This is a genomic window from Pseudomonas sp. R151218B TE3479 (assembly GCF_053629195.1).
Window position 1 is genome coordinate 4,958,588 of the sequence record NZ_JBRJHV010000001.1, and the last position, 13,774, is coordinate 4,972,361.

General features: G+C 60.4%; 14 protein-coding genes and 1 pseudogene. 5 read left to right on the top strand and 10 right to left on the bottom strand.

The annotated features are described in order from the left end of the window. Positions 1-85: 85 nt before the first annotated feature. A complete protein-coding gene (locus AB7M32_RS21120; protein ID WP_454251234.1) occupies positions 86-310 on the bottom strand; it encodes a hypothetical protein in 225 nt (74 codons plus the stop codon). On the opposite strand from AB7M32_RS21120, the gene AB7M32_RS21125 reads away from it, so the two are divergent. Beyond that, positions 309-497 carry a hypothetical protein gene (locus AB7M32_RS21125; RefSeq protein WP_454251235.1) on the top strand — a complete coding sequence of 63 codons (189 nt, stop codon included), beginning with the start codon at positions 309-311 and terminating at the stop codon, positions 495-497. The genes AB7M32_RS21120 and AB7M32_RS21125 overlap by 2 nt on opposite strands. Positions 498-718: 221 nt before the next feature. Here AB7M32_RS21125 and AB7M32_RS21130 read toward each other — a convergent pair whose 3' ends face one another. Then, positions 719-1,066: a carboxymuconolactone decarboxylase family protein gene (locus AB7M32_RS21130; RefSeq protein ID WP_092165140.1), complete on the bottom strand. Its 348-nt coding sequence runs from the start codon at positions 1,064-1,066 to the stop codon at positions 719-721. 110 nt (positions 1,067-1,176) lie between these two features. On the opposite strand from AB7M32_RS21130, the gene AB7M32_RS21135 reads away from it, so the two are divergent. Continuing rightward, entirely contained in the window at positions 1,177-2,100 is a 924-nt protein-coding gene (locus AB7M32_RS21135; protein ID WP_454251236.1) for an AraC family transcriptional regulator, read from the top strand. 3 nt (positions 2,101-2,103) lie between these two features. Here AB7M32_RS21135 and AB7M32_RS21140 read toward each other — a convergent pair whose 3' ends face one another. The 5 genes from AB7M32_RS21140 to AB7M32_RS21160 all read right to left on the bottom strand — a co-directional run bounded on the left by AB7M32_RS21140 (position 2,104) and on the right by AB7M32_RS21160 (position 8,630). Further along, a complete protein-coding gene (locus AB7M32_RS21140; protein WP_454251237.1) occupies positions 2,104-3,015 on the bottom strand; it encodes a LysR family transcriptional regulator in 912 nt (303 codons plus the stop codon). After that, positions 3,015-3,935: a LysR family transcriptional regulator gene (locus AB7M32_RS21145; RefSeq protein WP_454251238.1), complete on the bottom strand. Its 921-nt coding sequence runs from the start codon at positions 3,933-3,935 to the stop codon at positions 3,015-3,017. The genes AB7M32_RS21140 and AB7M32_RS21145 overlap by 1 nt, the downstream gene beginning before the upstream one ends. Positions 3,936-4,033: 98 nt before the next feature. Further along, positions 4,034-4,663 carry a glutathione S-transferase family protein gene (locus AB7M32_RS21150; protein WP_454251239.1) on the bottom strand — a complete coding sequence of 210 codons (630 nt, stop codon included), beginning with the start codon at positions 4,661-4,663 and terminating at the stop codon, positions 4,034-4,036. 130 nt (positions 4,664-4,793) lie between these two features. Further along, entirely contained in the window at positions 4,794-6,848 is a 2,055-nt protein-coding gene (locus AB7M32_RS21155) for a 2Fe-2S iron-sulfur cluster-binding protein (RefSeq protein ID WP_454251240.1), read from the bottom strand. 174 nt (positions 6,849-7,022) lie between these two features. After that, entirely contained in the window at positions 7,023-8,630 is a 1,608-nt protein-coding gene (locus AB7M32_RS21160; RefSeq protein WP_454252183.1) for an ATP-binding response regulator, read from the bottom strand. 99 nt (positions 8,631-8,729) lie between these two features. Here AB7M32_RS21160 and AB7M32_RS21165 point away from each other — a divergent pair, with 99 nt between their 5' ends. Both AB7M32_RS21165 and AB7M32_RS21170 read left to right on the top strand, forming a co-directional pair. Further along, positions 8,730-9,368 carry a response regulator gene (locus AB7M32_RS21165; protein ID WP_454251241.1) on the top strand — a complete coding sequence of 213 codons (639 nt, stop codon included), beginning with the start codon at positions 8,730-8,732 and terminating at the stop codon, positions 9,366-9,368. A 316-nt stretch (positions 9,369-9,684) separates the two neighbouring features. Further along, positions 9,685-10,191: a hypothetical protein gene (locus AB7M32_RS21170; protein ID WP_454251242.1), complete on the top strand. Its 507-nt coding sequence runs from the start codon at positions 9,685-9,687 to the stop codon at positions 10,189-10,191. 51 nt (positions 10,192-10,242) lie between these two features. Here AB7M32_RS21170 and AB7M32_RS21175 read toward each other — a convergent pair whose 3' ends face one another. Further along, positions 10,243-10,632 (bottom strand): hypothetical protein, encoded by a 390-nt coding sequence (locus tag AB7M32_RS21175; RefSeq protein ID WP_454251243.1) that lies wholly within the window; start codon positions 10,630-10,632, stop codon positions 10,243-10,245. 131 nt (positions 10,633-10,763) lie between these two features. Between AB7M32_RS21175 and AB7M32_RS21180 the strand changes: the two genes are divergently transcribed. Further along, positions 10,764-12,401 (top strand): ATP-binding response regulator, encoded by a 1,638-nt coding sequence (locus tag AB7M32_RS21180; protein ID WP_454251244.1) that lies wholly within the window; start codon positions 10,764-10,766, stop codon positions 12,399-12,401. Here AB7M32_RS21180 and AB7M32_RS21185 read toward each other — a convergent pair. Continuing rightward, complete coding sequence (locus tag AB7M32_RS21185) at positions 12,382-12,996, bottom strand: methyl-accepting chemotaxis protein (RefSeq protein WP_371128517.1); 615 nt, start codon at positions 12,994-12,996, stop codon at positions 12,382-12,384. The genes AB7M32_RS21180 and AB7M32_RS21185 overlap by 20 nt on opposite strands. Then, a pseudogene (locus AB7M32_RS21190) lies at positions 12,970-13,737 on the bottom strand (PAS domain-containing protein); the annotation flags it as partial. The gene AB7M32_RS21185 and the pseudogene AB7M32_RS21190, both read right to left, overlap by 27 nt. Positions 13,738-13,774 lie beyond the last annotated feature (37 nt).

Here is a 13,774-nt window from a genome sequence, read left to right on the forward strand (position 1 = left end):
AACCACCATCTGGAGCTTGGGTAATTGCGATGCATTGTATAGGGGACATGTCGTGTCCACATCCGCCACAGGCTCAGCGTTGCGTTTAGCGGGTCGGCGTTAGCCTCAACACCCGCATCACAAAAGCGCTCGCCTTCGCCAGCATGGCGCCGTTCGTACGCGGCTGGCACAGGACGTTAGAAACCGGTGCTGAGGACTCGCTGGCCAGGGCGCCCATCAACTGGGGCAACAGGAACCCGCCTTCGTATTCTGGGTGAGTCGCGACAGAGGCGTCCGACCAAGGGTTGTCGGTGCAGGTGACGTCGATCATGGGAAATCTCCTGGAGAAGGGAGAACGCTGCGACGGCCCGAAACGGTCGGTCGCTTCTGGAATCAGTTTCACTGGCGAACAGTTTTTAGAGAATGCCCAGGAGTCGGATGACTTGATTGCGCTATCTGAAACAATCGCCTCGGGCAGCAAAAAAAGCCCCGGTGCCGTTGCAATGCTGTTCACTTAAGGCAGTCGATAAACCCGTGGCGAGGGAGCTTGCTCCCGCTGGGCCGCGAAGCGGCCCCAAAACCTGCCAAATGCGGAGCATCAGACACACCGCACCCGCCGGTTTACGACTGCTTCGCAGCCGAGCGGGAGCAAGCTCCCTCGCCACAGGTCCATCATTTTTCTTCAATGAACAGCATTGCGGTGTCGTTGAGGCAACCGGGGCTTGGGATCGGCTATGAATCACGCCGGCTTTTGCAGCGTGTCATACGCTTCAAGCGATCGCAGCGAGTAGATGTAGGCAGCCCCCGCATTCAACGAAATCGCAGTGGCCAGGGCCGCTGCAACCTCCTCACGGCTCGCCCCCGCCTTGATCGCCGCATCCGTGTGGGCCGCGATGCAACCGTCGCAACGGGTGGTCACGGCGATGGCGATCGAGATCAGCTCGCGGGTCTTGGCATCGAGCACGTTGTTTTCGCTGGCGGCTTCCCCGAGCGCCATATAGGCCTTGACCATTTTCGGGTTGCTGCGGCCCAGCGCGCCAAACGCTTTCTGAATGGTGGGCAACAATTCGGACCAGTTATTGAACATGGCATTAACTCCTGAGTGGGTTGGGTGTACTGTTTTGACGCCCTCAGTTTTTCACCCTGGCGCCACTCGGTTTTGCTCAATCCGCTCAGTTTTTTTGGCGAAACGCTCAAATGAATGCGATCGATAAACTCATCAGCCTGGCCAACGTTCGCGGCAGCCTGGACCTGCGCTGTCAGTTCCAGGGCGACTGGGCCCTGGATCACGGACAACATGCCCTGGGCACGGCGCCCTATCACATCGTGCTGCGCGGCGAATGCCGCGTCGAGTTTGCCGATGGGCAGCGCTTGCCCATGCGCGCCGGTGACATCCTGCTGCTGCCGCGGGGCGCCCGGCACCTCATGCACAGCCCTGGGAAAATGGTGACGCCGACCTCACCCCGGATCGTGACCGGAGGCGCCCTGCCGATTCACCGCATTGGCGGTGCCAGCGCGGAGCTGGACATGCTGTGCGGTGGTTTTCACTTCAACCGGGCTTCGTTGCTGTTCAGCGCCCTGCCCGACTATCTGGTGGTTCCCTGCGGCGCATTACCGGCCAACGGACCTTTGCCGGCGTTGGTGGAGATCCTTCGCGGGGAAGCGGATGGGAACCAGCCCGGCGCTCGCTTCTTGCTCGACGCCTTGTCCCAGGCCCTGTTCACCCTGATTCTGCGTGCGCACCTGGCGAGCCATGGCCAGGACAGCGGCTCGCTGGCCCTGCTTGGCGACAAGCGCCTGGGCCGGGCCTGGCAGGCGATGCTGGCGGACCCTGCGCACGAGTGGACCATTCAAGGCCTGGCGGATCTCGCGAGCATGTCCCGGGCCAATTTCATGCGCGCATTCGTCAAGCTGGCCGGCGTCTCGCCGTGGGTGCTGTTGACGCAAGTACGCATGGAGTTGGCCTTCAGTCTGCTCAGCCACTCACACCTGGGGCTGAGCGACATTGCCGTACAGGTCGGCTACCAATCCCAGGCAGCGTTCAGCAAGAAATTCAAGGAAGTCTACGGCGAGGCGCCAGGGCGGGTGCGTCGTGGGATCCAGGCCCCAAACGCGCGCTGACAATCAAGAGATATCCGCTCGCAGGGCCGGGTGCTCGCGCAGGTGCTCGACGATGTAGTCCACGAAACTGCGCACACGCATCGGCGCCTTGCGTCTTTCACGATAGACCACATGCACGGGCATGGAGGGCGGTTCATAGGCTTGCAAGACCCTGCGCAAGCGTCCGCTGCTCAGATAGTCATACAACGGATAGCTCAAGCAGCGCGTCAACCCGGCCCCATGAGCCGCAGCCTCGATGGCCGCCTGCAGCGTGGCGCAACTGAGCCGCGTGCGTGCCTTGAAGCCGTTGGCCTCGCCCTGCTGTTGAAAGGACCACTGTACCCAGTCTTGGTTGGCCTGGGTGGCGATCAGTCGGTGATCGTGCAGATCCTGCGGCACGACCGGCTCACCATGCATGGCCAGGTAAGCAGGACTGGCACAGACGAGCGAACGAACGCTGCCGACAGGCCGTGCGATCAATGAACAACTGGGTAGATGCCCTACCAGCACCGCGACATCCAGCCCTTCCTCTTGCATGTTCGGGAATCGATCATGGTAGTGGGCCAATACCCTGATCTCGGGGAAGTGATCCATGTAGCCGGCCAATACCGGGGCCATGACATAACGGCTGAACAACGTGGGCAACAGAATCGTCAAATTGCCCTGCGCCTGGACATGCCAGCCCTTGGCCGATGCTTCAGCCTCGTCAACGGCCTTGAGAATGCGTGAACAATCGGCCATGAAACCGATTCCGGCTTCGGTCAACACCACCCCGCGCGTGCTTCGTGACAGTAACTGCACACCCAGTCGCGCTTCCAGTCGAGCGACCGCACGCATCACGGTCGGTCCGGAGACGTTGAGACGCTGAGCAGCCGAGGCGAGGCTGGGGCACTGCGAAAGCGCGTGGAATATCAGCATCTCATGGTGGCGCCCCATCAACCGGCGCCTTTTACAACGGGCTTGAGCGTGACGTCGTCCCCCAGCCGATTCGCGAGGAAGTCCACGAACGTACGCACCTTGGCCGGCACTCGATTGCTCTTCTGATACACCACGTGAATCGGCAACGCCGGTGGTTCGAAGGCCTTGAGCACCACTTCCAGTTCCCCCTCGGCGACCTGCCGGGCCACTTGATAGGACAAAACCCGGGTAACGCCCCAGCCCTGGCGGGCGATATTGATCGCGGCCTGATTCGCGGTCACCACCAGGCGTGGGTCAACCCGCAGGCTCAGCGAGTTTGCTTCGTCCATGAACTGCCAGTGGCTCAGCAAATGACTGGCCGAAGACATCACGATATTGGCCTTGCTCAACTCGCCAGGATGGGTTGGCCGCCCATGGCGCTGGAAATAGGCCGGGGCGCCGCAAATCACTTGGCGTACCTCACCGACCTTGATGGCGTGCTGATTGTTTTCCTGCAAATGGCCGATGCGGATCGCCACATCGATGCCCTCATCCGCGATATTCACCACACGGTCGACCAACAAGGCATTGAGGTGTACCGAGGGAAACTGATCCAGGTAGTCCGTCAGCAAGGGCGCGATGTACAACTCGCCAAACAGCACCGGCGCGGTGACCGTCAGATACCCGCATGGGATCGAGTAGCTGCCAGCGGCGGCCTCCTCGGCCTCTTCGAGCTCACTCAGGATCCGTCGGCAATCTTCCAGGTAGCGTTGCCCCGCTTCGGTCAGGTGCACATTGCGGGTGGTACGGGACAACAGCTGGGTGCCGATCCGTTCCTCCATCGCCGCAATGGCCCGCGTCACGCTCGGTGGCGAAATGCGCAAGCGCCGGGCGGCAGCGGCGAACCCTTCCTCCTCGGCAACCACCATGAAAATCTGCATTTCCTGAAAGCGATCCATGGATGATCCAGCCTTGCTTGAGGGAGATTGAATATACGTGGCGGTTTCGGCCTCAAGGCTTGCCGGAAGATCTCCCCGGCAAGCTCCTGCGGCTTGACTCAGGCTTGCTGCAAGCCCTTGGCGGTGCGCTGCATGCCGACGAAATTCGGCAACGCTTCGATGCTGCCCAGCCAGGCACGGACGTTCGGGTAATCGCTCAGCGCGACGTTGCCTTCCGGTGCATGGGACACGTAGGTGTACGCGGCCACGTCAGCGATGGTCGGTTGCTCACCGGCCAGGAACCGGCTTTGCCCCAGTTCCGTCTCCATCACCTTCAACAGGGCGTGGGAACGCTTGATGGCGTCTTCGGCGTCATAACCGGCGCCGAACACGGTGATCAATCGGGCGTTGGCCGGCCCCTGGTTGATCTGGCCCGCGGCCACCGAAAGCCAGCGCTGCACCCGGGCCTGGGCGAGTGGATCGCTGGGCAGCCACTGGCCCTTGCCGTATTTGGCTGCGAGGTAGACCAGGATCGCGTTCGAGTCGGCCAGCACAACACCGTTGTCATCGATCACCGGCACCTGGCCGAAACTGTTGATGGCGAGGAACTCCGGGGTCTTGTGCTCGCCTTTCATCAAGTCCACGAATACCAGTTCGGTCGGCAGGCCCAGCAGCGAGAGCATCAGCTCGACACGATGGGCGTGGCCCGACAACGGATGGCGATAAAGTTTGATCGCTTTCTCAGACATGACGTACTCCATGTTGTTTGGGCTCGAAGCGGTGATCGCGTCGATGGCGCTATCCTCTGCTTCTGCTCCGGACAGCGGAATAACCAGCTTTTACAATCCAGCATTTCACCCAGTGAAACGATCGGAAGCCCTAGACCTCAAGCACCAACGGCTCGCTGCCTTGGGCCGGCACCGCGCAACAGATCAGCACTTCACCGTCGCCAACCGGTTCCGCCGGCTGGCTCAGGTAATGCACTTGGCCGCGGCTCAAGCGGGTTTTGCAGGTGCCGCAGGAACCGCCGCGGCAGCTGAACTCCGGGTTCAGGCCGCGCGCTTCGGCCAGTTCCAGCAGCGTTCCGCCGCCGGGCTCCCAGCGGGCTTCCTTGCCGGAACTGGCGAACAAGACCTTCACCGCTTCAGTCGCGGCCGGCACTTGCTGGGGCGCCGGCATGCTGACTTCGATGTCCCGCACAAGGGTGGAAGGACCGAAGGTTTCCGCATGGATGCGGTCGTCAGGTATGCGCAATTTGCGCAGCCCGTCGTACAGCGCCTGGGTAAAGCTGCCCGGCCCGCACAGATAGAAGTCGTAGTCGTTGAGCGGCAGCAGTTTCTTCAGCAGCTCCACATCGATCCGGCCCGCCAGGTCATAGCCTTCGCCAACCTTTGCTTCGGTGGGCGGTTGGCTGACCATGCGCACAACCTGGAGCTTGTCGCCGGCACGAGCGGCCAGTTCGTCGATCTCTTCACGGAACGCCAGGTCGGCCACCGAGCGGGCGCTTTGCACCAGCCAGACCGGGCGCATGCGGCTGATGCGTTGCCCCTGGTAAACCACCTCGCGCAACATCGACAACAACGGCGTGATGCCCACCCCCGCGGCCAGCAATACCAACGGACGCCGCTCGGTGGCCTGGACGGTGAAATGGCCCTGGGGCGCCCGCGCTTCGATCTCGTGCAGCGCCCGCACCTGCTCATGCAGGTGGGACGACACCGATCCATCGCGCTTGACGCTGATGCGCAGGAAATCATCCGACGGCGCACTGGAAACGCTATAGGTCCGGATCGAAGGAGCTTTCTGCCCCTCCAGCTGGATCCGCACCGGCAAATGTTGCCCGGCTTCAAACCGGGGCAAACCCAAGCCATCGCTCGCCTGCAGGTAGAACGAACGAATGTTGTGGCTCTCATCCACGACTCGCGCAACCCGCAACGAACGCCAGTGGCTACGCAGCGCCTCAGCCTGCAAACGCTCGGCGGCTTGCTCCCAACTGCCGGTCATCAATGAATTGGGCGAATCGCCTTCATCCTGATCCTTCCAGCGCAGCGCGATGGCGGCCGGACGATAGACGATGCGTTGCGGTGTGAAGCGCAGCAGCCGCTCGGCGCCTTGGAAGGCATTGATCTGGGGATCGTCCAGCAGGACTTGTGCCGAGCCACTCATTTGCAGCAGATCGCCGGTCTGGAAATCGACGAACACCAGCCCGGCCCGTGGGTTGAGCAGAATGTTGCCCAGGGTGTTGAAGAACAGGTTGCCGGAAAAATCCGGAATGGTCAGCGACCCGTCTTCATCCATGCGCACGAACCCCGGCTTGCCGCCACGGTGAGACGCATCGACCTGCCGCTCGCCATCGCGCACCACGTAGGTGGCGATATAAAACGAATCGGCCGCCGTCACCAGGCGCCGGACCAGCGGGTCCGACACGGTCAACTGACGCGGCGCGACCGCCTGTGCATCGACAAATTGGTACTGGCGCAGGTTGATGTAACGAGGGCAGTTGCCATAAGCCTGGCTCACTGCAATCTCCAGCCCTGGGGCAAGCTGACGGCGCACGACACCGTTCATGCGATTACGTCGACGAGTGTGCAATTCGATCCCCAGCATGCCGATGGCATCCCCCTCGCCCATGCCCTCCTGGGCCGGGTCGTTCGGTTCGGGCTCGAGGTTGATGTGCAGGGTCTGCGGATCGGGCGAACTCATGAAACCCGGCTGCCCCGTGCGCAGGGTCGCCCACACGTCGCCCTGCCGATCCACCGCCCCCAGCACCACGAAAGGCAACTGGGCGTAAAACTCCCGGTGCTGGTCCGGCATCCACGTGCGCGCCAGTTGCCGTTGGCCGACACTGGCCATCATGTCGACTGCCCCGACGGAGCGCTGCAAGGTCAGCTCTCCTTCGTGCCAGGGCGAGGTTTTCGCTTGCAAGGCTTCGTCCATCGGCTACTCCTTGCGCGCGCAGCATGAACGCCTGCGCCAGTGCGCTATGGTTAGGGATTCTCCGCCATCGTTTGCACGGGTGTGCAAGTGGCTGGCGTCATCTTCTGCCCAAAGCGGTTGCGCAGGAATACGCACAAACTGCAATCCACCGTTTCATAAAATGGAATGGTGGACTCATGGCCTGACACTGGCGAAATGTTTGGTCAACTCGAGCAAGGTCGCCCGTAACTCCGGAGGCCGCACCGGCTTGGCCAGGATCGAAATGTTCATGTGGTGCAGCGCGTGGCGGATTCTTTCGATTTCATGGCCGGTCATGATCATGGCGGGGACTTCCCTGCCCCGCTGTTCGCGAATCGCGGCGATGCATTCGGCCCCCGAGACTTTCGTACCCAGGTCGAAGTCGGCAATGATGATGTCGCAGTCACTGGTCACGCCCACTCCGTCGCTGTGGGTTTCCACTTCGCATCCCCACTTCTCCAACAGCGCAGACGTCGCCATCAGTACGTTGGCGTCATCCTCCACCAGGCACACCCGCAAGCCCTGCAAACGGCTTTGCGTGGGCACCGGTCTGTCCACCGCAGCCCTTGGCGCGACCCTTTCCAGCCCTTGGATCATGGCGCGCGTGCCCTGGCCGAGCCGGGAGTCCAGCTGGATGTCCAGATTGATCAGGTGGCTGATCCGCTTGACGATGGACAACCCCAGGCCCAGCCCTTCGACATCCTTGTCACGGACGTGGCGTACCCGATAAAACTCCTTGAAGACCTCAGGCAAATGTTCGGCGGCAATGCCCCGGCCCTTGTCGTAGATGACGATGGCCAGGCCACTGCCTTTCGGACGCACACCGATCAACACCGGTTGGCCGGGAGCATATTTGAGCGTATTGGAGACCAGGTTCTGCACCATGGTCGCCAACAAACCGGCATTGACACTGACCCAGTGCCGGCAAGGCCGCAGGCGCAACTCGACACCGGCCCAGCGGGCGGCTTCGGTGTTCTGCTTGACCACGTCCTGGAGCAACGCGCCCAGGTGCACGGGTTCGGCCTGGGGTTCAAGCTGCCCGTTGTCGAGGGTGTAGATGTCCAGGATCGAACGAAACAGCTGCGACACGATGTGCAGCGAGCGGTCGATGTTGTCCACCAGTCGCAACTCTTCCTGGCCCAACCGGGCATCGCGCAGGCAGGCGGTGAACAGGCCGATGGAGTGAATCGGCTGGCGCAAGTCATGGCTGGCCTGGGCCAGGAAGCGGGATTTTTCCTGGTTCGCGGCAATCGCCTCTTCCGAAGCGATGCGGGTACGGGTCAGCAGGATATGCGCATAAGCAGGCACCACGATGGTGGTGACGATCAACGTCAGGAACAGATAGGGCTGGCCACGCCAGAACGGCGTGAGCAGGAAAATCACCCCCAGGGTCGACAGCGCGAGAACGGTTGCCAGCGCCAGGTAGCGCGAACCGAAGCGCATGCCATTGCCCAACGTGACCCAGAGCACTGCCGCGTACACCGGCAGCATGCCTTCCCCACCGACGATCAAGGCAAAGGCGAGGCTTGCATAATCCAAGGTCATGGCAAAAAGACGACGCAGGAAGAAGTGCCCGGGCCAGCGCTTGACCGCCATGCGCAGCGGGACCGCGGTGCCGAAGAAAAAGGCCATGTACCACAGGATCGGTACATAGGTTTCGAAGTCGCTGGCCAGAAAGGCCACCACAATGATGTAGAGCGCAGTACACGCCCCGACCGTCAATCTCAATGTAGCTTGATCAAGCTCGCTATTCTTTTCCGTCATATTCACAGGCGTATTCCAACATGAAAGTTTGTTTCAAACTGAAACCCGAGGGGCAGTTTAGGTTACGATGCGCGAACTGAAGTCAGAAGGATCTGAAGCATGACGTGCAGAGTCATTGTGGCCGATGACCATCCTTTGTTTCGTGAAGGTATGTTGAGAACCATCGAACGGCTTCTGCCGACAGCCACCATAGAACAAGCTGGCAATCTGGATGAAGTATTGGCGCTGGCGCGTTCCGGGGTGGAAGTGGACTCCCTGATACTCGACTTGCGCTTTCCCGGGATCAAATCGCTGCAAGTCATAGGCCAGTTGCGCAGTGAATTCAAACGGACTTCCATTATTGTGGTTTCAATGATGGATGACATCGATGTTATTTCCCAGGTGATGGCGCTGGGCGCCGACGGTTTCATCGGCAAGAATATCGACCCCTCCGATATTGCCGAGGCCATCATGGCAATACGCGAAGGCGAAGTGGTGGTGAAGTATCAAGCTGAAAACCCGGTACTGGACGACGCGCTTTCCCAGCTGACCGTGCGCCAACGGCAAGTGCTTGGGTTGATCGCGGCCGGCAAGACCAACAAGGAAATAGCCCGGGACCTGGGCATTTCCCCCTTCACGGTGCGCATCCATGTCTCGAGCCTGCTCAAATCCCTCGGTGTCCCCACGCGCGCGGCGGCCGCGGCGCAATTTTCCAACTTCCCAAGCAATGGAGGATGGTCGGAAACACAAGACAGCTAAATGTATAACGGTCGCGAATACTCATTGAGCGTTATCCTCCCTGCTCACCTCCCAAGCCATAGCACACTTGTACTATAGCTTCGTCCAGTACTCTCCCCCTAAGCTGTGGACGCTCCATAAAAAGGCTGTTCAAACAGCCAAACATAAAGAAAGCCAACGCGCCATTCGCCGTGCAGTATCACTGTGCCTATCGAAACGTTATGGCGTGCAAAGCCTATGGATTAAATAAGTCCACAGGCGGCGCACTGCTGGGTCAACTTCACCGTCTGCGCGGTTGAAATGGAATGGTCCTGACATTAACTCAAGGTAAGTCATCATGTCCTTCGAATATGGAAAAACACTTAGAAATGGATTGGCGCTGTGCGTGCTGGCGGGCGTACTCAACGGTTGTGCAAACACCGGTGACTTGGGCAACTTGGGCAACTTGATGGGCACCTTGAATCAGGGCGCCCAGAAATACGACGTCTCTTACCTCAAGCAAACGATCATTCCGGGCAAGACGACAAAAGGCCAGATCACTCAAATGTTCGGCGCGCCGACGAATGAAGAACTCAATTCGACCAGCACCAGCAACGAGTCGAACTGGACCTATGAAAAGAGTGATGAGGGCCTGGATAAATACATGAAACTGGCCCATAAATACGTATCGCCCGAGACGCGCCTGAAGATGGCCGACACCTCGGCACAACTGTACAAGGCACAAACCGTGGCCAACGACGTCAGCAGCGTGACCAGCGGGAAAGCGGGCCAAAGCCAGAACCAAGGTTCGGTATTGACCATTTACTTCGTCGATGACGTCGTGAAGTACTACAGGGTCTACTGACGCAATGGCTCGTCCGTTGGGGGCAGCATCAAGCCTGTCCCCAACTTTCGATCACTCCTTCCACGTACCTCCGCTCAAGGCGCAACTCTTGCGGGTGCTGTTCAACAGCTCAGCGGTACGCTTGTAGTAATAAAAGTCCACGCCCTGCCCGTTCACATTCAAGCAAGTGCCCTGGGGATTCTCCGGGCAGGTTTGCGAGTAGGTGATCCTGCCCGCTTCGCCACCAAGCGCGACCGGCATGTTGGCGAAAGACTCACAGCTGGCGCGGAACTTGGCCACTGGTTGCTTATCGCTCGTCTGCACGCAGTCTTTCGCCTCGATGTGTTGCCCCATGACGGTCATCTCACCTTCCATCGTGCATGCCTGGCTACCTGCATGAGCCACTGAAATGCACAGCATCGTGGCGCTGATCACACTGAAAAAACGAACGACTCCGTTCATGTACTCTCCCGACGTCCTGAGTGGTCATACCTCCTGAAGTATCCTGACTCGGGCAACAATTCTGAATAGCACAGATGGGCTAACCGCTACGCTTGCTCAAGGCACCAGAAGCACATGAGGTTCGAACGCCAGTGGAAAAGAACAGTGAACTCGACCAGGCCACGTTGCGCCTGATCGTCAGCGCCTGTGCGCTGTTGTACATCGTCGTATTGGCCAGCCTCCATCCCGGCGATGCCACAGGCTACGTGCCCATCATCATTTACATCACAACGTTTATCGTCGCCTCGATATTCCTGCGCATGATCATCAAGCGTTGGCCAGGACACTTCTTCTGGCGGCGTCTTTTTTCGATGCTGCATGACTACACGGGTATCGCTTTCGCCATGGTGCTGGGCGGTGAAAGCGCACTGCCGATCTACGCCGCGCTGCTCTGGGTCACCCTGGGCAATGGCATGCGCTTCGGCTCGCGCTACCTGGCGCTGGCAACCGTTATCGCGTTGTCGACCCTGGTGCTGATTTTCTGGCTCAATCCGTTCTGGCATGGCCAGCCCTACATGTTCCTGATGTTGATCGTCACCACCATCGTGGTGCCAGCCTACGCGCACATTTTGCTCAAGCGCACCCGCATTGCCTCCGAAGAAGCCATGGCAGCCAACCAGGAAAAATCCCGCTTCCTGGCGCAGGCCAGCCATGACCTGCGCCAACCGATCCACTCCATCGGCCTGTTCACCGCCTGCCTGAGGGACGCCAGACTGGGTCTGGAAGAGCTGCGGCTGGTGGACAACATCGACCGTTCGCTGCACACCGTGTCGCAGCTGTTCCGTTCGATCCTCGATATCTACACCCTGGACCACGGCCAACTGATGCCGAAGGCCGACACCGTCCACTTGGGCGCGCTACTACAGGACGTGGTCAAGCAGAACACCGAGGCGGCTCGCTGGGCCGGGGTCGAACTGCGCCTGCGCGCCTGCCCTTACTGGGTCAGCGTCAATCCAGGCATGCTGACCACGATGATCCAGAACCTGCTGTCCAATGCCCTCAAATACGCGCCCGGCCAACCGGTACTGATCGGCGTGCGGCGCCAAGGCCAGGGCCTGGCCGTGGTGATCTACGACAAAGGACGCGGCATCGCCAGCGAGCACCTGCCCGAAGTGTTCAAGGAGTTCTACCGTGTACGCCATGCGCGCGACAAAGACGTCGAGGGGCTCGGCCTGGGCCTGTCCATCGTCAAGCGCATCAGCCAACTGCTCAATGTCGACATACATATCCGTTCGAAAGTCGGACAAGGCACCCGGGTGGCAATCAGCGGCCTGGAACAAGTGTCACCTCGCACCCTGGTGCCCAAGGCGGCGAGCGTTCACGAGCGCCTGAAGGGGTTGCGGGTGTGCCTGGTGGAAGACGACGCCAACGTCCTGATGGCGACATCCACGCTGTTGGAGAAATGGGGGTGCGAAGTGCAAGGTCACAGTGACGGCGAAGGATTGACCAGCGACTGCGACATCATCATTGCCGACTACGACCTGGGCACCAAGGTCTCCGGTGCCGAGTGCATTGCCGCGATACGCGAGCAGCGCGGCTGGCAAGTCCCGGCGCTGGTCATCACCGGACACGAGATCGAGCGCATACGCCAGTCATTGCAAAGCCTGAACATCTCGGTGCTGGCCAAGCCCGTGCGACCGCCGGAGCTGCGAACAGTACTGCTTGAACTGCTCAAGTCCATGGGTCGCCAGGGCGAAGACTCAGCTCACCTCAACCCACCCAGCCGATAGCCGTCTTGGGAATCACCTCGGACTCATCGAGCTTGGAGGCAAACATGCTCACCGCATCAAGGGCATCGGTGGTCCCGTTCCGGATCTGCACGATGACCGATCCGGCCTGGTCTGCCAGGGTGACACCGCGCAAGGCGCCCTCGTGAGTCACGTTCATGCTCGCGACGGCATCGCGGGTTTCGGAAAGGATCATGCCGATCATTTCGGCAATCTCCGAGGTGGAACGACTGGTGCGCCCAGCCAGTTGCCGGACCTCGTCGGCCACCACCGCGAACCCCCGCCCCTGATCGCCGGCCCGCGCAGCCTCGATGGCCGCGTTGAGGGCCAGCAGGTTGGTCTGGTCGGCGATGCCGCGAATGGTATTGACGATGGCCGTGATCTCTTCCGAACGTGCGCCCAGTTGCCCAACGAGGCGCGCGGAGGCGCCGATGTTGTCGGCAATCTCGCGCATCTCCTTGGCGGTCTGGTGGATCACCTGGGCGCCTTGCTCGGCCACGCGTTCGGTCTCGGCGGAGATGTGGTACGCACGGGAGGCGCCGCGTGAGTCCTCTTCGAATTTCTCTACCCGTTCGGTGATGTCACTGGCGAACTTCACAATCTTGCACAACTTGCCGTCGGCGTCGTAGACCGGGTTGTAGCTGGCTTCCAGCCAGACAACCTTGCCGTTTTTGCCGAGACGCTTGAATTGTCCGCTGAAAAACTCACCGGCGTTCAGACGACGCCAGAAATCACTGTACTCCGAGCTACCCACCAGGCTCGGTTCGCAAAACATCCGGTGGTGCTTGCCCTTGAGTTCAGTCAGCGAGTAATGCATGACATTCATGAAGTTGTCGTTGGCGGTCAGGATGTTGCCGCCCAGGTCGAACTCGATGACCGCCATGGCCCGGTCGAGTGCCGCCAGCCGGCCACGTGTTTCGGCCTCAGCGGTAACCTTGGCGGTGACATCGAGTGCGTACTTGACCACCTTCACGACACGGCCTTGTTCGTCCACCACCGGGTTGTAGCTGGCTTCCAGCCACACGTTCTGGCCTGACGCGCTGCGGCGCTGAAAGGTGCCGGAAACAAATTGACCAGCGCGCAACTTGTTCCAGAACTCACGGTACTCGGCGCTGCCCGCCAACGCAGGGGTGCAGAAATCCCGATGGGACAGGCTGGCCAATTGATCCGCCCGGTAACCCATCGTGCTCAGGAAATTCTCGTTCGCCCGAAGGACCTTGCCATCGGGGCTGAACTCGATAACAGCCATCGACCGCTCCAGGGCGCCGACCAGCCCTTTGTAAGTTGCCAACTCGGCCGTCCTAGCCGTCAGTTCATCTTTTAGTTTTTTATTAAACATGACGTACCCTCGGTGAACACTGAAAGTAACCGGACCT

Excerpts from the sequence above, each read along its gene's own strand:
- AB7M32_RS21125 (WP_454251235.1), top strand. The coding sequence starts at position 309 with ATGGGAAATCTCCTGGAGAAGGGAGAACGCTGCGACGGCCCGAAACGG.
- AB7M32_RS21120 (WP_454251234.1), bottom strand. The coding sequence starts at position 310 with ATGATCGACGTCACCTGCACCGACAACCCTTGGTCGGACGCCTCTGTC.
- AB7M32_RS21130 (WP_092165140.1), bottom strand. The coding sequence starts at position 1,066 with ATGTTCAATAACTGGTCCGAATTGTTGCCCACCATTCAGAAAGCGTTT.
- AB7M32_RS21135 (WP_454251236.1), top strand. The coding sequence starts at position 1,177 with ATGAATGCGATCGATAAACTCATCAGCCTGGCCAACGTTCGCGGCAGC.
- AB7M32_RS21140 (WP_454251237.1), bottom strand. The coding sequence starts at position 3,015 with ATGGGGCGCCACCATGAGATGCTGATATTCCACGCGCTTTCGCAGTGC.
- AB7M32_RS21145 (WP_454251238.1), bottom strand. The coding sequence starts at position 3,935 with ATGGATCGCTTTCAGGAAATGCAGATTTTCATGGTGGTTGCCGAGGAG.
- AB7M32_RS21150 (WP_454251239.1), bottom strand. The coding sequence starts at position 4,663 with ATGTCTGAGAAAGCGATCAAACTTTATCGCCATCCGTTGTCGGGCCAC.
- AB7M32_RS21155 (WP_454251240.1), bottom strand. The coding sequence starts at position 6,848 with ATGGACGAAGCCTTGCAAGCGAAAACCTCGCCCTGGCACGAAGGAGAG.
- AB7M32_RS21160 (WP_454252183.1), bottom strand. The coding sequence starts at position 8,630 with ATGACGGAAAAGAATAGCGAGCTTGATCAAGCTACATTGAGATTGACG.
- AB7M32_RS21165 (WP_454251241.1), top strand. The coding sequence starts at position 8,730 with ATGACGTGCAGAGTCATTGTGGCCGATGACCATCCTTTGTTTCGTGAA.
- AB7M32_RS21170 (WP_454251242.1), top strand. The coding sequence starts at position 9,685 with ATGTCCTTCGAATATGGAAAAACACTTAGAAATGGATTGGCGCTGTGC.
- AB7M32_RS21175 (WP_454251243.1), bottom strand. The coding sequence starts at position 10,632 with ATGAACGGAGTCGTTCGTTTTTTCAGTGTGATCAGCGCCACGATGCTG.